General features: G+C 41.1%; 24 protein-coding genes. 4 read left to right on the top strand and 20 right to left on the bottom strand.

Going from position 1 to position 20,582, the window contains the following annotated elements:
- Positions 1 to 28: 28 nt before the first annotated feature.
- From BK582_RS12405 to BK582_RS12330, 15 genes are all read right to left on the bottom strand, one after another.
- Entirely contained in the window at positions 29 to 883 is an 855-nt protein-coding gene (locus BK582_RS12405; RefSeq protein ID WP_078595342.1) for a hypothetical protein, read from the bottom strand.
- A gap of 30 nt (positions 884 to 913) precedes the next feature.
- The gene (locus BK582_RS12400; RefSeq protein WP_078595341.1) at positions 914 to 1,225 is read right to left on the bottom strand and encodes a hypothetical protein; all 312 of its coding nucleotides are present in this window, start codon (positions 1,223 to 1,225) and stop codon (positions 914 to 916) included.
- 15 nt (positions 1,226 to 1,240) lie between these two features.
- Entirely contained in the window at positions 1,241 to 2,665 is a 1,425-nt protein-coding gene (locus BK582_RS12395) for a hypothetical protein (protein ID WP_078595340.1), read from the bottom strand.
- Between the two features lie 46 nt (positions 2,666 to 2,711).
- A complete protein-coding gene (locus BK582_RS12390; protein WP_078595339.1) occupies positions 2,712 to 3,509 on the bottom strand; it encodes a pilus assembly protein TadG-related protein in 798 nt (265 codons plus the stop codon).
- Positions 3,502 to 3,894 (bottom strand): TadE/TadG family type IV pilus assembly protein, encoded by a 393-nt coding sequence (locus tag BK582_RS12385; RefSeq protein WP_078595338.1) that lies wholly within the window; start codon positions 3,892 to 3,894, stop codon positions 3,502 to 3,504. The genes BK582_RS12390 and BK582_RS12385 overlap by 8 nt, the downstream gene beginning before the upstream one ends.
- Positions 3,895 to 3,975: 81 nt before the next feature.
- On the bottom strand, positions 3,976 to 4,209 hold the full coding sequence (locus BK582_RS12380; protein WP_078595337.1) for a hypothetical protein: 234 nt from the start codon (positions 4,207 to 4,209) through the stop codon (positions 3,976 to 3,978).
- Positions 4,210 to 4,291: 82 nt separating this feature from the next.
- Positions 4,292 to 5,233 (bottom strand): type II secretion system F family protein, encoded by a 942-nt coding sequence (locus tag BK582_RS12375; RefSeq protein ID WP_078595336.1) that lies wholly within the window; start codon positions 5,231 to 5,233, stop codon positions 4,292 to 4,294.
- A gap of 3 nt (positions 5,234 to 5,236) precedes the next feature.
- Positions 5,237 to 6,169 carry a type II secretion system F family protein gene (locus BK582_RS12370; RefSeq protein WP_078595335.1) on the bottom strand — a complete coding sequence of 311 codons (933 nt, stop codon included), beginning with the start codon at positions 6,167 to 6,169 and terminating at the stop codon, positions 5,237 to 5,239.
- Positions 6,166 to 7,512: a TadA family conjugal transfer-associated ATPase gene (locus BK582_RS12365; RefSeq protein ID WP_078595334.1), complete on the bottom strand. Its 1,347-nt coding sequence runs from the start codon at positions 7,510 to 7,512 to the stop codon at positions 6,166 to 6,168. Before BK582_RS12365 ends, BK582_RS12370 begins: the two co-directional genes overlap by 4 nt.
- 26 nt (positions 7,513 to 7,538) lie before the next feature.
- On the bottom strand, positions 7,539 to 8,666 hold the full coding sequence (locus BK582_RS12360; protein ID WP_078595333.1) for a CpaE/TadZ family protein: 1,128 nt from the start codon (positions 8,664 to 8,666) through the stop codon (positions 7,539 to 7,541).
- Positions 8,663 to 9,502, bottom strand: coding sequence for an SAF domain-containing protein (locus tag BK582_RS12355; RefSeq protein ID WP_078595332.1), 840 nt, complete (start codon positions 9,500 to 9,502; stop codon positions 8,663 to 8,665). The genes BK582_RS12360 and BK582_RS12355 overlap by 4 nt, the downstream gene beginning before the upstream one ends.
- A gap of 19 nt (positions 9,503 to 9,521) precedes the next feature.
- On the bottom strand, positions 9,522 to 10,355 hold the full coding sequence (locus tag BK582_RS12350) for a hypothetical protein (RefSeq protein ID WP_078595331.1): 834 nt from the start codon (positions 10,353 to 10,355) through the stop codon (positions 9,522 to 9,524).
- Positions 10,356 to 10,934: 579 nt separating this feature from the next.
- Positions 10,935 to 12,599 (bottom strand): AMP-binding protein, encoded by a 1,665-nt coding sequence (locus tag BK582_RS12340; protein WP_078595329.1) that lies wholly within the window; start codon positions 12,597 to 12,599, stop codon positions 10,935 to 10,937.
- Positions 12,600 to 12,882: 283 nt separating this feature from the next.
- Positions 12,883 to 13,242: a hypothetical protein gene (locus BK582_RS12335; protein ID WP_078595328.1), complete on the bottom strand. Its 360-nt coding sequence runs from the start codon at positions 13,240 to 13,242 to the stop codon at positions 12,883 to 12,885.
- Between the two features lie 158 nt (positions 13,243 to 13,400).
- Positions 13,401 to 14,240, bottom strand: a complete 840-nt coding sequence (locus BK582_RS12330; RefSeq protein ID WP_078595327.1) for an STAS domain-containing protein — start codon at positions 14,238 to 14,240, stop codon at positions 13,401 to 13,403.
- A gap of 121 nt (positions 14,241 to 14,361) precedes the next feature.
- Between BK582_RS12330 and BK582_RS12325 the strand changes: the two genes are divergently transcribed.
- Positions 14,362 to 14,715, top strand: coding sequence for a winged helix-turn-helix transcriptional regulator (locus BK582_RS12325; protein WP_078595326.1), 354 nt, complete (start codon positions 14,362 to 14,364; stop codon positions 14,713 to 14,715).
- A 73-nt stretch (positions 14,716 to 14,788) separates the two neighbouring features.
- Here BK582_RS12325 and BK582_RS12320 read toward each other — a convergent pair whose 3' ends face one another.
- Complete coding sequence (locus tag BK582_RS12320; RefSeq protein WP_078595325.1) at positions 14,789 to 15,121, bottom strand: metal-sulfur cluster assembly factor; 333 nt, start codon at positions 15,119 to 15,121, stop codon at positions 14,789 to 14,791.
- Positions 15,122 to 15,403: 282 nt separating this feature from the next.
- Between BK582_RS12320 and BK582_RS12315 the strand changes: the two genes are divergently transcribed.
- Positions 15,404 to 16,786, top strand: a complete 1,383-nt coding sequence (locus BK582_RS12315; protein WP_078595324.1) for an MFS transporter — start codon at positions 15,404 to 15,406, stop codon at positions 16,784 to 16,786.
- Positions 16,787 to 16,967: 181 nt separating this feature from the next.
- On the opposite strand, the gene BK582_RS12310 is transcribed toward BK582_RS12315, so the two are convergent.
- From BK582_RS12310 to BK582_RS12305, 3 genes are all read right to left on the bottom strand, one after another.
- Positions 16,968 to 17,216, bottom strand: coding sequence for a hypothetical protein (locus BK582_RS12310; protein WP_078595323.1), 249 nt, complete (start codon positions 17,214 to 17,216; stop codon positions 16,968 to 16,970).
- Positions 17,217 to 17,294: 78 nt separating this feature from the next.
- Positions 17,295 to 17,432: a hypothetical protein gene (locus BK582_RS26985; protein WP_167553099.1), complete on the bottom strand. Its 138-nt coding sequence runs from the start codon at positions 17,430 to 17,432 to the stop codon at positions 17,295 to 17,297.
- 132 nt (positions 17,433 to 17,564) lie between these two features.
- The gene (locus tag BK582_RS12305) at positions 17,565 to 18,089 is read right to left on the bottom strand and encodes a hypothetical protein (RefSeq protein ID WP_078595322.1); all 525 of its coding nucleotides are present in this window, start codon (positions 18,087 to 18,089) and stop codon (positions 17,565 to 17,567) included.
- Positions 18,090 to 18,271: 182 nt separating this feature from the next.
- Between BK582_RS12305 and BK582_RS12300 the strand changes: the two genes are divergently transcribed.
- Both BK582_RS12300 and BK582_RS12295 read left to right on the top strand, forming a co-directional pair.
- The gene (locus tag BK582_RS12300) at positions 18,272 to 18,952 is read left to right on the top strand and encodes a BMQ_0737 family morphogenetic spore coat protein (protein ID WP_078595321.1); all 681 of its coding nucleotides are present in this window, start codon (positions 18,272 to 18,274) and stop codon (positions 18,950 to 18,952) included.
- Positions 18,953 to 19,123: 171 nt separating this feature from the next.
- Positions 19,124 to 19,777 carry a hypothetical protein gene (locus BK582_RS12295; RefSeq protein ID WP_078595320.1) on the top strand — a complete coding sequence of 218 codons (654 nt, stop codon included), beginning with the start codon at positions 19,124 to 19,126 and terminating at the stop codon, positions 19,775 to 19,777.
- 103 nt (positions 19,778 to 19,880) lie between these two features.
- On the opposite strand, the gene BK582_RS12290 is transcribed toward BK582_RS12295, so the two are convergent.
- The gene (locus BK582_RS12290; protein WP_167553098.1) at positions 19,881 to 20,234 is read right to left on the bottom strand and encodes a DUF1360 domain-containing protein; all 354 of its coding nucleotides are present in this window, start codon (positions 20,232 to 20,234) and stop codon (positions 19,881 to 19,883) included.
- Positions 20,235 to 20,582: the final 348 nt, after the last annotated feature.

Below are 20,582 nucleotides of genomic sequence, written 5' to 3'. Positions count from 1 at the left end.
ATCACCAATTCTCTTTATTTTCGAGAAACTAAACATCATCCCTGATCTCCGGATACTTGATATTGGGGTAAAAGGAATGATATTTGCGGTCAAAATCATTAATATAAATCCCTCGTGAGTTAAGTACCATGATCATGGATATTTTCAGCATGATTTCTTTTCGTAAAGTAAGATAATGTACAACAGCAGCCATCCAGTTATAAATAAAAAAGAAAGCCGATACAGCTATAAAGATGCCAAGAAGCATATTCTGAACACTGACAGCCAGTACTGCCCCAATTACAAGGAAAATCTTAATTGCCAACCTATTAATGCCAATTTTAAAATATTCTTTGGACCGTGTATTCATTGCCAGGAAAAAATAATAGTAAGGGTGAGTAAAAAAGAAGAAAACCAGAAAAGCTAAAAGACTATTAATAGTGATGTACCAAATCCGCCCAAGGCGTTTGTCTTTATAATGGGATACCTTAGCTGACATGATCCAATTTCTGATAACTTCTTCATCGTCTGAAAAATACTTTTTAACCAGCTCCACTTTTCGTTTCGAAGCTGCCTTATTAATTTCCTCACCAAATTCATGCTTCACCCTGGAAACATGAAAAAATGAGACTAGGCTGCTAAAAAACCAACTGATCCCTGTCAAAATTAATAAAGCAGAGAAACCATCGTGGTTAACTGTTGGAGATAATAGAAGCATCGAAAAAAATAGAAATAAAGGTATCGCATATAATATGGCAAATACCTTGTACTTCCTTTTTCTAAGCTGAATGTTAAGATAAATAAAGGATAGGGGACTCAGTACAAGCAGTTTGGCAGGAATATCCCATTTACTTTTCTGTTTCCCAGTAACATCTGTTTGGTCTCGGGATGATAATGCATTCATATTGCACACTCCTTGCTCAAGTTTTTAAACCTATGATCTCAGTGACTGAGCTCCCATTACGAACAGGAACATTCCAATAGTTGCAAAAACCGCCTTTACAAAAGTTTTTCTAGTTACTTGCTTATTCGGTTCGGAATCTCTTACCACCCTCAGCATAACTAAATATATTGCAATTAATATTGTAATGCCATAAATAATACGCGGAAGTCCCCAGTCAGATACAAAAAGAGCCCCTATATGCCTGGTAGAGTCATTATCATATAAAAACTTAATACTAAATCCTACAATAATAACGTATAGTATACTGCCAATAGTTAAGTAGTTCCATTTTTTATTACTCAAAATATGACGTTCCTCCTAAGGTCCATAATATTTATTTTCGAAATTATTTTCCTGTTGAAATTTATGAGTGTTTTCTTGTATAGCTTTTTTGTCTTCCGGTGGTTTTTCAAACCAGCTTTTCACCTTGTTGTAAAATTCCGTTATACCCTTTTGTGCTCCTTCAATTAGATACTCATACGCACCTTCCTGTCGTTCCTTAGGTATATATTTAGCAACAATTAAAGAGAATGCCATCGTAAAGGCAGCTCCAGTTAGGAAATCACTAAGACCTGCTTCACCCATATAGTCACTAAGTATGAAGTTGCCACTGCCTCCAAGAACACCCCCAAACAGGAGAGTGCCTACTTTTTTTCTAATAGTGGGCATTGCTAAAACTGCCTTCCCTAATCCAAGAGTAAACATTCCCATTAAACCAGTAGTAGCTGCACTAAAGAGTATTTCACCAAATGTCATACTATCTAAATTAAAAAATAAGTTGAATCCCATATCAACGAAGGCAGGTATTACAAAAGCCTTTCCCATTATTCCTCCAGCACTTGCCAGGCCTCTGGTTAACAGTCCGCCTGCGAAAAGCTTAACTCCACCGAAGCCAAGCAATGGCAGGCCAACCCATAAAGCAGCATTCCATATGCTGAAGTTTTCAGTACCTGCATACTTTGCTGCATAAATGATACCGGAAATAGCTGATACAGCAAGAAGGCCAGCCCCGATAATCAGACCAGTAATTGTAGTTATCGGAGCAGCAATTATAAAAACAATCGCCCCAATAATCACCAGACCCCCTGTAATTATCCAATGCACCAGAGTTAGGTTCTCATTTACCCAATTTGAGTATGCTTCCCATGCGTTTGAGAAGAATCCACCAACTGACGACAGCCAATTATTAAAACCATCCCATGCATCACCAAACCATTCCCCAACCGAACTCATGGTATCAACAAATCCATCCAGCAGCCATTCGCCGAAGGAAGCTGCATCTGCCCGGAGGCCGTCAGGGTCAGTTATATAATCCCAGGTATCGCTTGCAAGCTCTCCTAAATCTCTTCCCGCCTCTACAGCCCCGTCCCAAAGATCTCTACCGAAATCACGGAGCCTTTCCCAGAAGCTTCGGTCGTCATAATCCGGATGATTAGGATCGCCTGAATGCCCAGGGTGGCCCGAACCGGGATCTCCCGCATCGGGGTCAGGAGTGCCAGGCGGGTTAACATTATCTATTCCTCCAGGGAAGAATCCCCCTGGTCCGTCCGGTCCCCACGAACCTGACTCATCTTCTATATCCGTATCCACCAGCCTTGATTTGCTTTCCGGGAAGATAATGCCGAAATCGTCGTCTGCCTGTGCAGGCACAGTGCTTCCAAGTGTAATAAAAATTATACTGATACAAAATAATATAACGGAACAAAAATTTATTTTTTTCATCATTTGATTACTTACATACATATGAGTCACCCAACCTTCACTTGAGTCATTTTCAATTATTTCGTTATCAGTGGCATGCGCTGACTACGAAATCAAATCCATCAAGCAGTGATACAGAAGAAGCTGCCTGGGCATAAACATTGTTGTTTTCCAGATTTCCACTGTCTACGGTGATATAGGTCGGGTTCCTCTTGGTGTATACCTGTATTTTAAATTCATCGTTATAAGGAAATCTAACGACAATATCATCTTCAGCGTCATTTACAGCACCGTTTTTTTCTGCATAATATTTCGCGGCACTGTCAATATCATTCCATCTGTTATTAATTCCTCGGCACATGATTTGGGTGATAATAACATCATCATTATGAAAAAAGAAGGCTGCCGCTTCCTCAAACTCCAGTTCTGCTGAATGGTTCTCGAGCCTTTCAACAATAGAATCTGGAATTCCCCAATCCGAAATAATCTCTTCCCTGATTTCATCTTCATCAATTTCTATTTCTTCTGCTTCTTCATCCTCATTTTCATCTTCTTCATTTTGCTCCAGCAATTCCTCAATTCGCCTTTCCAATTCTTCATCAATTTCTTCCTCAAGATTACCCAGCTCATCGAGTATTTCTATACGCAGTTCCTCTTCATAGGCTAATTTCGCTTCCCTTGCAGCCGCAAGGGCCCCTGCATCTGCACCTGACTGGCTGATCCGCTTATTTGCAAAAGTAGAGAAAAAATCCAAAAACACGAAACTTAAAAAAATCGCGCCAATTAATATAAACAAAACAAAAGTGGTCGTACTTCCATCTTCATTTTTCAGCCTCAGCACCTGCACCCTCTCCTTATCAGCACCTGGAAGAGTCCAGTCAGTCACTCTCCCCTTCGTAGGGCATAGTGACAGACCTTGTAATATTTTGATCTAGATTATTCAATATTGGCATCTGGATGAATGGCACCTTTGTCACTACAGTAACAGTGACTTCCTCTCCGTAACCGGAAGAGCCAATACTCCGGGTAGGAGTGCCGGCGAGTTGAAGTCCAACCGCGGAATTTTCTACTGCCTGCACATAATCCCCCTCCACTGCTGCTGCCCTGGCACCGTCCCTTGCTGCAGCTTCCGTGACCACAAGGGCGTAAGCAACAAGCGATACCTGCCATACAAAGAAAATAGCAAATATTAAAAGAGGAAAAATTGCCACAAACTCGATAGTCTGTGAGCCTTTTTCATTCCCTGTATACCGTTTAATGATTTTTCTCATCGGACCCACCTCGATATAGTCTACTAGTTACAGTACAGCGGGAGTCTTTCGTAAGCCAGGAAAGACTCCCCCCGCCCAGAATTATGATGCATTCAGGTTGTCCAGGAATCCTGTTATAACTTCGATAATTTTCCCGCCAATCTGCTGGTCGTCCCCTAGGACAGAGATAATTGCAGTGACAAACACGATTACAAGCAGTCCGATCGCAACCCACTCCAGAGATAAGGCACCCTTTTCCTCTTCCATCGTCTTTTTGAACTGTTCCTGGGTTCCACTCAATGTTTCAGTAATTTTTCCATAAATTTTTTCCATCATTTTGAATCTCTCCTTTAAAAGAATATAATATTTGAAGTTAATTATTAACAACATGCCTGTTTGCTGGCTTCAGCCCAGTTTGTTAACGGAATAATATATCAAGCCCAAACGCCCCAGGGTTGTAAATAAGATTCAGCGCCATCATCCCTACTATGAGGAGTAAGACACTAGGAGCAACAAAAAAAGTTGTCACAAGGGTAATCTGAGGGCTCGCTTTCGCCGCTTTTTCCTTTGCTCTGAAACCTCTGGACTGCCTCAGGTCACTAGCCTGCACGTTGAACGTCTGTGCAATCGGTACACCAAGCTCTTCTCCCTGCAAAAGAGAGGTCACAAGATTTTCAAGCTCTTTTGATGAATTCCTTTCCAGCAGCTCCTGAAAAGCGATTCTTCTCGGTACACCAAGGCTTGTCTCTCTCGTGAATCTGCTGATCTCTTCGCTTAAGGGACCATCCATTTTTTCTGAAACCTGCCTTAACGCTCCATCCAGTGAAGCACCGGCTCTTAAAGAAATGCTTACAATATCCATGAAATCCGGCATACTGACGCTAATGATTTCCTGCCGATCTTTCGCCTTCATGCGAATCCATACATTAGGGAAGAGAAATCCTGCGAAAGGCATTACTACTAATAGAAGAAAACCAAACGGCAAACCCATTAGCTGGTATGGCCAGAAAACTATTAAACTTCCAAAACCAAGGAGATATCTGAGTCCGTAAAAAGTTTCCAGTTTCATTCCCATTGGATATCCAGCATAAGCAAGAAGTTTTTCATCTTGTTCCCTGTTCTCAAACATCGGGTATTTAACTGCAGTGGGCCCTACATATTCACCCCCTCTGATTAACAGCCTGCCAACCCTTTCTTTCAGGGAAACTTTTGTTTTTTTCTTTTCTTCTCCTTCACCTGCATATTCCACGAGCTTCTGTTTCTTTGCCACATAAAGCCAGATATAAATAAACGCGGCCAGAAGGAAGAGAAGGATAATGCCAACTAATAAAGTAATAAACGTTATAAAATTCTCACTCATAGGCTACACCCTTATCCTTGTTATCTTTTTTATCAGGAAAAAAGCAAATAACTGAAGGGCAGCGAATATAACAATAAGAATCAGGCCTAACGGGGTGAATAATGGATTAAGAAAACCCGGTATAACCACATTCATCATGATGACCATGAAAACCGGAAGGATGGGCAGTAAAAAAGCAATATACTTCGCTTCAGCAGTTAGTGTGTTAATTTCTTTATTGACACGCTCCCTTTCTTCAAGGGTGTCGGCCATAATACTAAGCACCTCAGCAAGATTTCCCCCAACCCTTCTCTGAATCGAGATTGTATTGACAAAAATCTTCAGTTCCTCACTGGCAATTTTTTGAGAAAGTCTGCCCATGGCCTCATCAAAGCTGTCACCCAGATTCAGCTCCTGATTTAATTCATTAAATTCTTCCCCTGCAGGCGCAGGCAGCTCCTTTGCTACCAGCTCCACCCCCTGGTGAAGCGTCATTCCTGCTTTAACCGTGTTGCTCATCATCCTGCATATTTCCGGAAGCTGCTTGTTGAAATCCGCGGCTCGTTTATCTTTGCGGGAATTTAAGTATATTTTCGAACCTGCCCAGACAAAGATATAAGCCAGTACCATGTCCAGCGGAAAAAGCAGCTGCAGAAGAAAGTGGCAAACAAACCACAGCACTGCAAAGATGAGAATACATACAGCAGCGTATTCAGATGCTTTAATCGGCAGATTTGCCTGCATAAGCTTCTTTCTCAGTGCCTCGGAAATCTCGGAGGAATCAAACCGGTCGCCAAACAAGTAGATGAAACTTTTCCTCTTCTTCTCTTCCTCAGTATGAAACCAGCTGTTAACACGTTTAATAGATTTTTTTGCCTGCTTACCCATTACGTAGTAATACAAGAAGACGGAAAAAGCAAAGAAGGTGGCGCTAAGTGAAATAACGGCAGGGTTCATTCCAGCGTCCCCTCCTTAAATATGTCATCGGAAAGTGTTAATCCAAAGGATCTGATCTTTTGATACGCCTCGGGTATATAGCCAGTCGCTTCAAAATCACCCAGTACTCTTCCAAGTTCATCTGTTCCTTTTCTAGAAAAACGAAAAATGTCTTTCAGATAAACTTTCCCGTTATCCTCGGTGATTTCAGAAATATTTACGAGCCGGCGTTTACCGTCTGTTAGCCTTTCACTCTGGACAATAATATCCAGCGCTCCCACAAAATATCCGCGAATCACGTCTACAGAAAGAGGAAGACCTGACATAATTACCATAGCTTCCAGCCTTCCCAGCGCATCTTTAGGCGAGTTGGCGTGTACCGTAGTTAACGACCCTTCATGCCCGGTGTTCATTGCCTGCAGCATATCAAGAGCTTCCGTGCCCCTGACTTCCCCGACAATGATCCGGTCAGGCCGCATCCGCAGTGCATTCTTTACGAGATGGCCAATAGCTATCTCGCCTGTGCCCTCCATATTCGGAGGCCTCGCTTCCATTCTTACGAGGTTATCGTAATTAAACCGCAGTTCTGCCATATCCTCTATCGTGACTATTCTTTCCCCGGGAGGTATGGCTGAAGAGAGAACATTTAAAAGTGTTGTTTTTCCACTGCCCGTCCCTCCGGAAACGAGAATGTTACATTTTGCTTTTACCAATGCTTTCAGAAACTCTCCCATCACAGGGTGGAAGGAACCAAACTGAATGAGATCTTCCATAGCAAAAGGGTCTCTTTTAAATTTCCTGATAGATATTACCGGCCCATCAAGGCTGACAGGAGGAATAGCGGCATTTACCCGGCTTCCATCATGAAGCCTGGCATCAACCATTGGAGAACTCTCATCAATTCTGCGCCCAATCGGAGCAATAATCCTGTCAATAATATGCCGGATATGATTCTCATCTTTAAATCGGACATTTGTTTTTTCCAGGCGCCCTTTTTTCTCAATAAAAATCGCTTTCGGGCCGTTGACCATTATCTCCGTAATCTCATCATCTTCAAGAAGAGCTTCCAGTGGGCCGTAGCCTACAGATTCATTGATGAGCTGCTTAATGATTTCCTGCATTACCTGAGAGGGAATGATAACCCGCTCTTCTTCAATCATCGCGGAGATGAGCCGCTCAATTGTCTGTTTCCTTTCCATAGGTTCCAGTGCAGTAATAGAAGCAAGGTCAGCCTCTTTAATAAGCCTGTTTTTATAATGCCGTACCCAGCGGTCCACCTCCTGGTCCCGGATGTTTTCGGCTCCGGCTGAGGATAAAACGGCGGTGCCAGGTTTAATGCCTGCTTTTTGAATCCATGATGACATGCTGATCACCTATCCATTTTTATTGGTTAAACTAGTACTTTGCTGACGAGGCGCTGAACATCCTTCGTAACTTTGGATTTAGCTTTCTTACCGTTACTGAGGAAAAATGGTATTCCCATGTTCAGCATTGGCTGGATACCATAATAATCTGACCGGATGACACCATCCAGGGGAGCATCAATGATCTTCCTGACGTCCTTTTCCGTCATCTCGTCTTTGTCGTCTGTTCTGTTAAGTATGATGGAAAACCCTTGTTTTTTCCCAAGCTGAAATCTGTCAAACAAAGTTAGAGTATGTTTCAAAACTCTTAAACTGAGACTGTCAGGATTCAAAACATAATATATATGGGAAGCCTCATTAAGCCCTGTAAAACTAAGGGAGGAAAGGCCGCTCGGCATGTCCACAATGACATAGTCATAATGTTCTTTACATACTCTCAGCATTCTGGAGACCAGCTCGTCCTCTATGTCTTCCGCATGTTCCGGTACAGATGGGCCGAGTATGATATCAATGCCTGTCTCTTCATGGGTAACAGCCACATTTTTAATATGATGAATCGCAAGCTCCTGAAGCACAGGCTTCAGATCATAATAGGAACGTGGATGATCCAGACCGAATGTAACCTCGATACCGCCGAACTGGGCATTCAGGTCAATGAGGACGACTTTTTTATCGTGCTGCGTCTGGAGGCACTGTGCAGTCATTGCAGAAAGAAGTGTTTTTCCTGCCCCACCTTTAGAACTGTAAAAAACACAAACTTTTCCCTTATCCATCATTCCGTCGTTCGCTGCACTTGCTGCTTCGCCGTGCTCGATTTTATCTTTTATATGTTTAACTAAATCCTGCAATCTGTCTTCTTCTTCATTAATGACCACAACATCATAGATTCCAAGTTTCAGATAAGACCGCAAAGCCTCGTATGACCTTTCTCTTGCCACAGCTATAAAAAATGTTCCTGAAACGTTCCACAGATTACTTTGCTCTTTCAATATATTTTCATCTATGAATACCACATCGTACCGATGGCTGATTAAGTCATCGTTCCATTCATCTGTTTTGACAACAGTAACAGACGCCTGCTCAAGAGACTCTTCCAGCTTGTTCTCCAATTCTTTGTCAGGTATAACTGTCAGGGCACGCATGGCACTCATCATTCTTCATCCTCGCCTTCATCATCTTCATCTTCGTTGTCTTCATTGTCTTCGTCATCATCTTTTTCTTCATCGTTATTATCATTGTTTTCTTCATCGCTATTATCATTATTTTCATCGTTTTCATTGTTATCATTGTTATTCTCTTCATCCGGAGTTTCTTCGTCTGCTTCAGCAGACTCTTCCTGTTCGGAAGATTCTGATTCCTCGGCTGGTATATCTTCCGTCTGCTGAATCTGGTTAGCGAGAAGAACACGAATGGAATCAGCAGTATTCTGAAAATGGATAAACTGCTCTGCATCATTAATGTGCAAGGATATTTTAATATTTGCAGTCTCTTCACTGCCCTGATCACGCTGGATTACTTCTACATTCTCAAATACACGGGTGGTTGTTAAATCTGTTTCTTCAGAGGTGTATGTAACAACGATATCCACTGTGTCTCCAGCAGCAACCGCCTGGTCCATCACTACGTTAGGAGTAGCATTAAGCCAGACGATTCTGTGGTCCTGGGGGATATCTGCTGCTGAACGGAGTATATTGTGTGTGAGAAGGTCTCCCTCCTTGAGCTGGACAATAGTAACTGCGTCCTGTACATCACTTAAATCTCTTATAAAAGATGTGAAGCCATCTGCCTGAGGAATTTCCACCCACTCAATCATATCAGCATTAATTTCAGAGTACGGCTGAATATTGGAAGCGGCGACAGCTACACTCGTTCTTTCCCCGAGAGAATCCTGCGCGGATCTTACTTCGTTCAGAACGAGCACACTGGTAACAACAGATAAAATAAATGCTATAGTTAAAAAAATCATTGCTTTTCGTTTCGCATCAATCATAGGTTCTTCATCTCCGTTATCATTCTGCTAAACTACAATTCTTTACTTGCTGTGCTTCTGTAATGTTCATTTTTAAGGGCAATAGCTGTACGAATGGAACATTTACAGGCAAATTACTATTTGGTACTGTAATTGAATTTTTAACGTTTGCCTTATTTTCAAGTTCACACCCCTTGCATACAGCAGCAAAATCATTATCCCTGTTATTATTAAGTACTTCCTCGCACAGGTCACTTATTTTTCCTTTTCCTGCCACCTTCCAGCTGCCAGTTTCTGGTGTGTACTCGTGTATATAAAAAGTTTTAAATTGCTTGTCTTTCTGCATTGTCTTCCTTTTTTTCTCATAAACTGTAATTTTCTTATATGGTATGATAAGCCACGCTTTACTACTGTAAAGATGCTTATTAAGATACTCAGCTGTCCCCTTTGAAGTAATATTCTCCGCTCCAAGGTCGGCAGCCAAAGTTCCTAAATATTGTGTAATATTGACAGCATCCATAGCCTGGAAGCCTTCCCGTACTGCCACAGGTATAAGCCTGTATTCAGGAAGGAGCCAGTTTCTGATTCTCAACAGCTTCTCAGCCCCTGTGACTGCAGGATCGTATATGTAAACTACAGGACCTTTAACAGCCTGCTCTTTGAAATACTCTGTAAAATACTGCAGCTCTTCTTGTGTGGTTAATTTCCTGAATTTAAATGGACGTGGAAAAACCGACCCCTGGTAGCCCGCTATTATACTGCTTAGCGAATTTGATTCAGCCGTTCTGTCTTCCCGGACCGATATTTGTCTTCCTTCATTCCAGGAAAAGCCATCAAGATGCAAAAAAATGCTTTCATCGATTAAATAATTCATTTTTATCCGCCCTTATGTACTAATTTTCTCCTGTGTACGCAGCTAGAATATTTTACCGTCCCTCAGCTCAGCTATTCGGGAGTTCTATATAGTGTTTTTTATCACAAATCTGTCACATTTTACAAATAACTTCATATCCTCTGCATTAGATAAAAAGTCCCGACTTTCCCACACTTTCCTGCTGAAAATAATAAATCCAGGAATTCAAAATGAATCACAGGCCTTTTTTCCCATTTTACTTTTCCAGCTGATCTATTTAGTAATTTTATGGAATATCATAAATTTTTACAGTTAACTCTATTTGGAGAAGAAAAAAATAGTCTGTCAACAAAATATGCTCATGACTTAAGTACTGTTTTTTCGACACTGGCGTTTTCCCAAAAAAAGTCTAGTTTATTTTCCAAATTTTTCCCTTATTACACAGACTGTTTTCTCTATCAAAAAAATACAGCTGGCACTGCCTGCTGCATTCACATAGTAAAATTCCATGTATAACCGTAAATGTACATTGTAGTACAAAAAAAGGAGCTGCAGACTAACCAACCTTCTGCCAGCTCCCTTATATTATCGGCTGTCTTATTAACTCCCGGCCTGCTCTTTTTCTGCCGCCTTATCTTTATATTCAATGGACTTTTCCCTCAGTTTGAACTTCTGGATCTTTCCGGATGCTGTCATTGGGTACTCCTCACAGAATGCTATATATCTTGGAACCTTATACCGGGCAATTTTACCATAGCAGTATTCTTTAATCTCTTCTTCTGCAGCTTCTTCCCCCTCCTTCAGCCGGATCCAGGCAACTATCTCTTCTCCGTATTTCTCATCGGGAACTCCTACAATCTGTACATCAAGAATTTTAGGATGCTGGTATAAAAATTCTTCAATTTCCCTTGGATAAATGTTTTCTCCGCCACGAATGATCATGTCTTTCAGTCTTCCTGTAATTTTGCAGTAGCCATTCTCGTCCATGACTGCCAGGTCTCCAGTATAAAGCCAGCCGTCATTGTCAATCGCCCTGTCTGTTTCTTCCTGATTCTTATAGTAGCCTTTCATTACATGATAGCCTCTTGTACATAATTCACCCTGTGTTCCTCTTGGGACCTCTTTATTTGTCCCCGGCTCAACGATTTTTACTTCCACATTTGGCAGCGCCGGTCCAACCGTGGAAACGCGAAGTTCGAGTGGATCATCCGTTCTTGTCTGAGTAATTACAGGGGATGATTCTGTCTGCCCGTAAGCGATAGTAATCTCTGACGCCCCCATTTCATTTACTACACCTTTCATCACCTCAATAGGACAGTTGGATCCTGCCATTATTCCTGTTCTTAAAGATGACAAATTATATTTTTTAAAATCAGGATCATTCAGTTCTGCAATAAACATCGTAGGAACACCATGTAAAGCGGTACACCGTTCTTTTTCCACCGCCTTCAGGACATCCGCAGGCCTAAATTCCTGTACCGGCACCATAGTCGCCCCTACTGTAACGCATGCAAGTGTCCCCATTACACAGCCGAAGCAATGAAAAAACGGGACGGGTATACATAGCCGGTCGTCTTTAGTGAGCTTCATGCATTCCGCTACATTTCTTGCGTTGTTAATGATATTACTGTGTGTAAGCATTACACCTTTAGGAAAACCTGTCGTTCCTGAAGTATACTGCATGTTGATGGGCTCAAGGAAGTGAAGGCTGTCCATTCTCTCATCTAGCTCCTGATCAGATGTTTGACTTGCACGCTCAAGTAAATCTTCCCAGTGAAACATTCCAGGGTAACGATTCTCGCCGAGTACAATCACATTCTTCAGTTTAGGCAGTTTTTTTGAAGTCAGCCTGCCTGGTTCTGAAGTTCTCAACTCCGGGGCTATTTCATAAAGCATATTAATATATGAAGCATCACGGTATTCTTCCATTAATATTAAAGTTGTGGAGTCTGACTGTCTGAGCAGATACTCAAGCTCTGAAGTACGATAGCTTGTATTAACTGTTACGAGTACAGCTCCCATCTTTCCCGTGGCAAACTGCGTGGTAACCCATTCCGGGCGGTTCGTGGCCCAGACGGCTACATGTTCTCCTTTTTCAATACCAAGGCTCATCAGCCCTTTTGCTGCATCACGGGCGAGCTGATCAAACTCCTTGTAGGAAAGCCTGAGTCCTCTGTCCGGATAAACTACTGCATCATGGTCAGGACTCTCTTTTGAAACCGCTTCCAAAAGCTTGCCCATAGTCAGTTTTATTTCGTCTGCCATGCTTATCCCCCTTTAAATTGAGATTTACCTGACTGAGCAACCGCTCAGTTAGCTGGGTTATAAAGGTATTATAAATTAATTATTACAAATTTAAAAGTAATTAAAAATATTCTGAATTACTCGCGGTTAAATTTTATTTATTCGCTAAAGAATTTTATTCAGAATCAGCAACTTTTTAGCGACCAAAAAAAGACGTATACCAATTTATACGCCCATTCATGTCCAATATAATAAGTATTCACCTGTTAACAGAACCGTTTATTGTCAGCTCTGCTTTTTTTATCTAATCTCTGTATTTCAATTTCGAACTTCTATAACTTATAAGATGGTGAACTGCTCCATTTAATAGAAAAACAACTGCGACTATACCAAGGAATACATTCCAGCCAATCACCGGGTAAAAACTGTAATTGAGCAAGTGATGAAAATGAAGCTCTGCGGGATCTGTAAGAGGAGAAATCCACTGAAAGACCACCCCTGCAATAATTATACTTACAGAGGCCTGTAAAAAAGCATAGAACAGAGCAGTTACTCTGTTAATTTTTAAACGTTCCATAATCACAAAAAATAAATATATAATGCCTGCCATAATAAACAACATTAAGATGATTAAAGAAATTGTTAACGTTGTTTCATTTATCATTTCCTTCACCCTTAGTTAATCTGTTTTCATAACTCTAACATTATATCACTAATATGTTAACTAAGAGGGAGTCTTTCTGTTTGATTTATATGGGAAACTTTTAAAACAATGTGAGAAAGTATATGAGAATGAATTTTCTTTTCCTCAAAGGGTATAGATCAACTATGAGCTGAATTATTCTCTGGTGTGTTGAGCAATGCGCTCTTTATGTCAGGGAACACGGACAGGCCTTTAAAAGGAAGATTTTGCAGTACGGCAGACTGGGCCAGTTCAGGCTGTATACCAGTGAGAGAAACATTTACACCAAGAACTTTAAGAGTTCTTATTACTTTTAATATCCCGGCAGCACTTTTGTCATTCACTTCCTCCATACCTGAAAACTCAAGAATAAGATGCCCTATTCGTTTTTCCTTACTGATCTGGAGGATTTCCTTCAGCATTCCGCCGGCTTCGCCGCTATTAAACCCGCATGTAACAGGGCAAAGAGCTGTTCCATCTGTAAGAGGAATAACCAGTAGGGTATTCTCTGAATCAGTAACAGAGGAAGTTCCAGGTGTGTCTTTGAAGAAAATACTTTCGCTCATTATTTTTCTGGTACTTGCTGTAATTAGTCGATTAATCTCAATAGCTTCCGTTACAGTAAGGAAGTATTTTTGCTGAAGTTTACTGTCTGTTTTATACAACATCCAGAAAGCGGTTGTAATATAAGAAAAAGTGATCATTCTGGCGAAAAGGACTGTGTGGGACAGATGGACAGGTTTATGTATTGTTTCTTGGTCCAGTTGATCTGTGTTGTCTGCCGGTTTCCCGGACAACAAGTGCTCTGCCAGAATATTGGTTGTCTCTTCAATAAAATGTTCCTTTTCCGGCATGTCCGAATAAATATCTTCTGCCTGATCCATACACCGTTCGGTCGCTGTTTTTATAACCGTTCCCCTCGAGGAAAACATTTCCTCCAGGAAGTCCTGAATTTTATCGTTCCCACTAAAGGTAGTCATTCAGTATAAACTCTCCTTTTTACATCACGTTTAACCAGCATGAAAAGGTTTAACATAAGTGTGGCACAGATACAGGCTGAGTGTAAGTAGTATATTATTTTAGACTTAGGAGGTTGATGCAATGGAAGTTGAAAGGATGAAGGATATAAATACAACACTTGAAGTAGTATGCGGAAAGTGGAAAGCTATAATTCTGCTGGAGCTGGACAATAAAACGCTTCGTTTCAGTGAGCTTAAGAGCAGGCTGCCAGACGTCAGCCACCAGACACTGATCAAGCAGCTGAAAGAACTGGAAGAAGAAGGCCTTGTTGAGAGGAAATCCTATCCAGTGGTTCCCCCGAAGGTTGAATACTCATTAACTTCTTATGGTAAAACCCTGGAGGGCTTGCTGCTGAATATGTCAGAATGGGGACACAGACACAGGAAAAACAGGAAAAAAGAATATGATAACGAGGAAAACATGAAGCTGTCCTGAATTAATCTCCTCTCCTCCGAAACAAAAAAAACGACGATACTGGCGGCAGTATCGTCGTTCACAGCTTCATTAATTAGTTATCAGCTACTCCAAGAGCTATCTTTGCATAGCGGGACATCATACTTTTATCCCACGGCGGGCTGAATACAATATCTACATCCACTTCGCCTATTTCCCCGAATTCCTGCAGGTCGTTTAAAGCCCGTTTAATATCGGATACAATTGTCCCGGCTAATGGACACCCCATAGAAGTAAGAGTCATCGTTACTTTTACATTATTTTTCTCATCCAGATCCACATCGTATATTAACCCAAGATTAACAATATCGACCCCTAATTCAGGGTCAATAACATTTTCAAGTTCAGCATAAACCCTGTCTTTCATTTCCTGTTTATCGTCTGCCATGTTAACCCCTCCTTTACATTTAATTTAACAAACTTCTTTTTTTTAAAACAGTTTTCTGCTCATACTAACTTCATGAACGATTGAAGTAATTTTCCGGAAAGCATGCCGTTTCTCTAATGAGGCAGGCAGTTCCTATTATCCTCAGTTGACAAAACAAAGGAATATTTCTAATATGATTATATATATTTCTACATACGAAATATTTTTATTCTGCGGCGGGTAACTTACTTCTTTTCCGTCATTTCTTTAATGGCAGAAACCTAAATAGAAAGAAGGCTTATTATGGAAGAACAGCCTGTCCATAAGAAACTTGATAAGCGTGAAAGAAAAAACCTTATTCTCTTAATTTGTATCCTCCTTACTTTTACAGTCATGAACGGTACAATGTTCAATGTTGCCATACCGGACATAGCAGAAGAATTCAATCTGCTCCCCTCTCAAGTAAGCTGGGTAATGACCGGATATATATTAGTGTTTGCCATTGGCTCTTTAATGTATGGAAAACTGGCGGATCTGTTTCCTATCAAAACATTGCTGACAGCAGGAATCATTCTGTTTGCTTCAGGGGCCGCATTAGGTTTATTTTCCCCTAACTATCCGACCCTTCTCGCAGCAAGAGTTCTTCAGGCAATGGGAGGAGCCTCTATCCCTGCCCTTTCCTTTATAATACCGGCCAGGTTTATGCCAGGTGAAAGAGGTAAAGTTTTTGGGATTGTTTCTTCAACAGTCGCCTTTGCTTCCGGCCTTGGCCCAATCATGGGAGGCTTAGTTGGAGGAGCATTTAACTGGCGGTTTCTTTTCATCTTTTCTGTACTGTCACTCATTGCTCTGCCATTTTTAAGAAGATGGCTCCCTGAAGAAGAAAAAAGGCAGACTGGCAAAGTTGATATATTAGGGGCTGTACTTATAGCCATAACTATATCGGCATTTTTACTTTTTGTTACATCACTCAATTTTATTGCCCTCTTAGCTGCAGCTGCTGCAGGAGTTCTCTCCGCCTGGCGTATGTACACGTATGAAGATCCTTTTATTGATCCGGCAATGCTGAAGAATGTTTATTATGCTTTCACTATCCTGACGAGTTTTCTCGGAACTATAGCTATGTTCGGCATGATTTTCGTTGTTCCGATTATGGCAAGGGATATATATTCTTTAAGTACAGTGGAAATCGGCCTTCTTCTGTTCCCTGGTGCCATGGCGGCAGGGATTATCGGCCAGTTTGGCGGAAAACTGATTGACAGGCACGGAAGTTATCCCGTTGTTCAGTTCGCCTTTTTATTCGTTGTGGCAGGGTCGTTTCTTGTCTCAACTTTTATTGGTGTTCCTCCGTGGATTATTTCTCTGTGTATCCTTGTGCAGTATATCGCCTTCCCGCTGATTCAGAGTTCGACTGCTAATATACTGACACAGGTGATTCCTGAAAAACGCACCGGCGTAGGCATAGGGTTATTCAATTTATTGAATTTTCTCGCCGGAGCTATTGCAAGCGCAGTGTTTGGAGCCATCCTTGATCTTCAAAATGTAACATTACTTTTAAATCCTGTAGCACAAAATGGTTCGGCAACGATCTATGCTAATTTATTTATTGGTCTTTCCATTCTGGCTGTGCTTACTTTATTTATTTTCAGAACAATATTCAAAAACTTTGCTGAAAAACATAAATAGTCAGGTCAGTAAAAGAAAACTCGCAGATTGAATAGCCTAAGACGTAAACAGAGGCATTGTTGCTCCACTTATAACTTTGGTAATAAGAATTTTCACTGCGGCGAATCAGCTTCTTCGCTAAATTTTCCCACTTAAAGTGCAAAATAAGGCTCCCGGGATGGTCCCGGGAGCCTTTGAATATTTATACGGAAATGTCAATATGCGACCCTTTTCCTGTGACGGTGTTTTCACATTCTTTCGCTTTTCGTCTTAACTGTTGTTTTACCACGTTTCTTTCAAAGAAATTGCCACAACGGGACCTGTTTCTTAGTACTTCGTAGAACTCAGCACGCTGTACCTCTGCAGCTGGAGCGACTAGGGATGAATGTTTCTGTTGGCGGCTGCCATAGATAATCATTTGTTCATCTTTGACTGGCGGGATATAACCCATAGCGATCACCTCTTCTCCTGTTTATAATTCCCCTTTTCACGTCAGCCGAAACCTTCTGAAAGGGACAGGAGCTGAGAATTATTCTTTTTTCTTCAGCTTTTTCCCGCAGCCGCATCCTTTTCTTTGAATCTTTTTTATGGTCTCCTTAGCCTTAAGGTGATTATTCACCTGTTTTTTCTTATTTTGTGAAAGTATAATTGGACGTTCAAGCTTCATCACTTAATCTCCTTTCCCCTTTACCAATATGGTATGTAAGGAAAGAGTTAGTGACCACACACCTGTCTATGCCGAAGTTATCATTAAATCTTAGATGTTTGAATGAATTTCATAATTATGAAATTCATTCGTTTAAGTGTCTTTATTTTTTTTCTGCTGCGTATGAAGATTACTGATAAACCAGTCATCTTTTACTGCTCTTGTCTTCCCTTCCCCTTCCTCCCTGTTTTTCCTCTGTACGCCTGCCTTTCTGTTCTCTTCTGGCAACGGCAGAAACGCTGAACTTCTCTCTTCATACTTCTTTATTTTTTCCATTAGCAGTACATTATCCTGCAGCGTTTCCTCCAGCTGCTTATTCAGAAGAATTCCTTTCTCTGTCAGCACATTTATTTTATCTGCAGCAGCCTTATATTTATTGCGCCATTCTTCATTCTCACTTTGCAGTCTTTCTTTTTCATCCGATAACCTTTTCATTTGTTCTTCAGCTGTTTCATTCTTCCGCCTTAACTCTTCATTGTTCTGTTTCAAGTCTTCCAGCAGCCGGTAATGATAATTTTCTTCATAGTCCTTAACCTTCTTCTCATATTTATGAAGCTCTGATCTCAGGTGAATAACTTTTTGCTTCAGCTGAACTGTTGTCATCCGTTCCTGCTTCATCCTCTTCCCCCTTTACGTTTCACTCCCTTTTTATCATCTTATGTCCATATGAGCGGAAACTTTCCAAAGTCAAGCCCATAGTCTCAAATTCAAAGTGGGATTTTGCACAAATTTTTCCTTTCTTCATACAATGAAGTAGTCCCGAATAAAGGAACAAACACGAGTGAAAGGATGATAAAAGAATGTCCGACTTAGAGAATCTTTGTATCCGGGTCACTAAAGTTTATGACTGGGTAACAAGGCAAGTAGATAAAGATTATACTTTCAACGGCAAAACCGGGCTGGCGGACCTTGCATTCACCTGCAATGGTACTCCCAATAATGATCCTTGTGCTTTGATTGACGATGGTGAAGATTTCTTCGTCTCTGTAGTGCCGACAGATTCAGAGGGTAATGTAATTCCCCTTGATGAAATAGAATGCCGCGAGGTAGGCACCCGCAAAGACATCTTCGTAGAAGAACTGGGAATAGAGCTTCAGCTTGTAAAAATCAAAAAGCAGGGATTCTTCTCAGTTGAATTGAGGGAAGATGAAAATGGCCCGGTAGTATGTGTTTCTGAACCGGTTCCATTCTGCATATTTGAAAGATTTTTGCTGTGCGCCCCTGAAGGTACAGATGTAAAATGCCATATTTACGACTTTTTCGGTACCGGGGTCGTATGCTGCAACAACGGCGACTTCCTCGATCTGGCCTTAACCTTGACTATCTGCCAGTCAGTACAGGCGGAAGCTGAAGTGAAGCTTGAAGTTGAGGGAAGACTCTGTAAGCCTAGAGAAGATATAGCAGCTCCAATTGTAGAAAGAGTCTGCCCAGATATCACTTATCCTCCGCAGTGCCCTGAAATATTCCCCCCTGACCATTAAAATTTCACTAAGAAATGGCGGTCAGGAGAAACGAGGAAATTCCTACAGCTTATTCTATTATCAGATTGATGCCACTCATCAATCTGATTTATTTTTTTATCCTATAAGTGATCTTTTTGCATACATATTTTTATATATACGTATTCAGTAACTTGTAAAGGGGCTTTTATTATGGGAGACCGGTACAAACAACTCATTAAAAATAAAGAGGATAAAATAAACCAGCTGAACCAGAAGTTGCTCCATTACCATTCCGAACTCACTAAATATAAACGGGAACTATCCAGATTATCCAGGAAGTATTATAGTAAATCAGAACCAGAAAAAGTAATGGAACAGGAAACGGCCTTCTCCGAACTGGAAAAAAAAGTTTCCCCGGTAATTTCCTATTTCAGCAGTGCTGTATTTCTTGAGAAGGAAACAGAGGTTGACCGGACTATTGACATCATCGGCCATTTTACTTTTCAGAATCTGACAGATAAAAGTATCAGAGATCCTGTCATCTGCCTTCGTGTAAAGCCTGTTTCAAAAGTTTTTGTTGGCGGGAAGGTTACCTCCCACAATAATATTCATGATAAGATATCCGAACTAAAAGAGGAATGGGTATACATTCAGAAAGAATGGGTGAAAGAACGGGGAGAGCACTGGCTAAAACCCCTCCACCTAAAAGAGTTGAAGCCGCTGGAAAAAGGGAGATTCAGAAACTTTAATATCTCAATGGAGCTTACTGAAGAGTTTTCTCATTATTTAATTGAAGGCTTTTTCTATTCACGCGATCATCAGGGCGGCATACCTGCCGTCAATTCAATATCTGTCTATTTATAAACCGTGCAGTTAGTGCTCCTGTCCTCCAGGCAGGCTTTTTTCTTTGGCTATACTGTAACAGAAAACAGAGGGGGGATTTGCTCAGCCTTTTTAAAACTGAGTTTTATTCAAAATACTTTAAGACAATCGTATGAATGACAGAGGCTGCCCCTGCAGCGGCGAAAATCCATATAACCGGGTGAAATACAGGAGGAAAAAACTTATAGCCTCCCCAGAGGAAGAAACTGATCCACAACCCAGTACACCAATGGCATGTTATTAGCTCACCAGCCCATTTTTTCCAGCCCTTTTCGGCAAGGACAATATATTTTTCCTCTACTCCTGTATCATTCATCTGGGTCTCATATCTCAAAATAAGCCCTCTTGCGGTTTCGAGTATACTATCATATACAATCAGATGAGTGAATCTGAATACAGCTAAAGCAAAAATAGTAAACTCCAGAACAGTTACAGCCATGTTCCTCTCACCTACATTCATTATTTAGTCTGCAGCCCAGAGTAAAATCTATAAAGTGAACCTTCAATCAGTGGGGCGGTATTCATCTCCCACTAATTGGTAGTTGAACTAATCGGGATGTTAGCGTCCGTTATCTCCCGCCTAAACATTTTCGCTTCCACTCATGTTTTGAGGCGGGAGTTTTACGGACGGTTACATCGGGATAAATACAGGAACTCCTCTACTTATATGTATGTTAATAAGACATAATGTGAGATAAGAATTTGGTGAATAACTACGTTTTTCCATGAATTGCTTAATATTCCCAGCCCGCCTTTTAGTCGATAACGGCAATAAAAAAACACAGTG

The organism is Evansella clarkii, from assembly GCF_002019695.1.
Lineage (GTDB): Bacteria > Bacillota > Bacilli > Bacillales > Salisediminibacteriaceae > Evansella > Evansella clarkii.
This window is presented reverse-complemented; position numbering and strand designations above follow the sequence as displayed.

Coding starts and splice junctions, on each gene's coding strand:
- BK582_RS12405 (WP_078595342.1), bottom strand. CDS start 883: ATGAATGCATTATCATCCCGAGACCAAACAGATGTTACTGGGAAACAG.
- BK582_RS12395 (WP_078595340.1), bottom strand. CDS start 2,665: ATGTATGTAAGTAATCAAATGATGAAAAAAATAAATTTTTGTTCCGTT.
- BK582_RS12385 (WP_078595338.1), bottom strand. CDS start 3,894: ATGAGAAAAATCATTAAACGGTATACAGGGAATGAAAAAGGCTCACAG.
- BK582_RS12380 (WP_078595337.1), bottom strand. CDS start 4,209: ATGATGGAAAAAATTTATGGAAAAATTACTGAAACATTGAGTGGAACC.
- BK582_RS12375 (WP_078595336.1), bottom strand. CDS start 5,233: ATGAGTGAGAATTTTATAACGTTTATTACTTTATTAGTTGGCATTATC.
- BK582_RS12370 (WP_078595335.1), bottom strand. CDS start 6,169: ATGAACCCTGCCGTTATTTCACTTAGCGCCACCTTCTTTGCTTTTTCC.
- BK582_RS12365 (WP_078595334.1), bottom strand. CDS start 7,512: ATGTCATCATGGATTCAAAAAGCAGGCATTAAACCTGGCACCGCCGTT.
- BK582_RS12360 (WP_078595333.1), bottom strand. CDS start 8,666: ATGATGAGTGCCATGCGTGCCCTGACAGTTATACCTGACAAAGAATTG.
- BK582_RS12355 (WP_078595332.1), bottom strand. CDS start 9,502: ATGATTGATGCGAAACGAAAAGCAATGATTTTTTTAACTATAGCATTT.
- BK582_RS12350 (WP_078595331.1), bottom strand. CDS start 10,355: ATGAATTATTTAATCGATGAAAGCATTTTTTTGCATCTTGATGGCTTT.
- BK582_RS12340 (WP_078595329.1), bottom strand. CDS start 12,599: ATGGCAGACGAAATAAAACTGACTATGGGCAAGCTTTTGGAAGCGGTT.
- BK582_RS12335 (WP_078595328.1), bottom strand. CDS start 13,242: ATGATAAATGAAACAACGTTAACAATTTCTTTAATCATCTTAATGTTG.
- BK582_RS12330 (WP_078595327.1), bottom strand. CDS start 14,240: ATGACTACCTTTAGTGGGAACGATAAAATTCAGGACTTCCTGGAGGAA.
- BK582_RS12325 (WP_078595326.1), top strand. CDS start 14,362: ATGGAAGTTGAAAGGATGAAGGATATAAATACAACACTTGAAGTAGTA.
- BK582_RS12320 (WP_078595325.1), bottom strand. CDS start 15,121: ATGGCAGACGATAAACAGGAAATGAAAGACAGGGTTTATGCTGAACTT.
- BK582_RS12315 (WP_078595324.1), top strand. CDS start 15,404: ATGGAAGAACAGCCTGTCCATAAGAAACTTGATAAGCGTGAAAGAAAA.
- BK582_RS12310 (WP_078595323.1), bottom strand. CDS start 17,216: ATGGGTTATATCCCGCCAGTCAAAGATGAACAAATGATTATCTATGGC.
- BK582_RS26985 (WP_167553099.1), bottom strand. CDS start 17,432: ATGAAGCTTGAACGTCCAATTATACTTTCACAAAATAAGAAAAAACAG.
- BK582_RS12305 (WP_078595322.1), bottom strand. CDS start 18,089: ATGAAGCAGGAACGGATGACAACAGTTCAGCTGAAGCAAAAAGTTATT.
- BK582_RS12300 (WP_078595321.1), top strand. CDS start 18,272: ATGTCCGACTTAGAGAATCTTTGTATCCGGGTCACTAAAGTTTATGAC.
- BK582_RS12295 (WP_078595320.1), top strand. CDS start 19,124: ATGGGAGACCGGTACAAACAACTCATTAAAAATAAAGAGGATAAAATA.
- BK582_RS12290 (WP_167553098.1), bottom strand. CDS start 20,234: ATGGCTGTAACTGTTCTGGAGTTTACTATTTTTGCTTTAGCTGTATTC.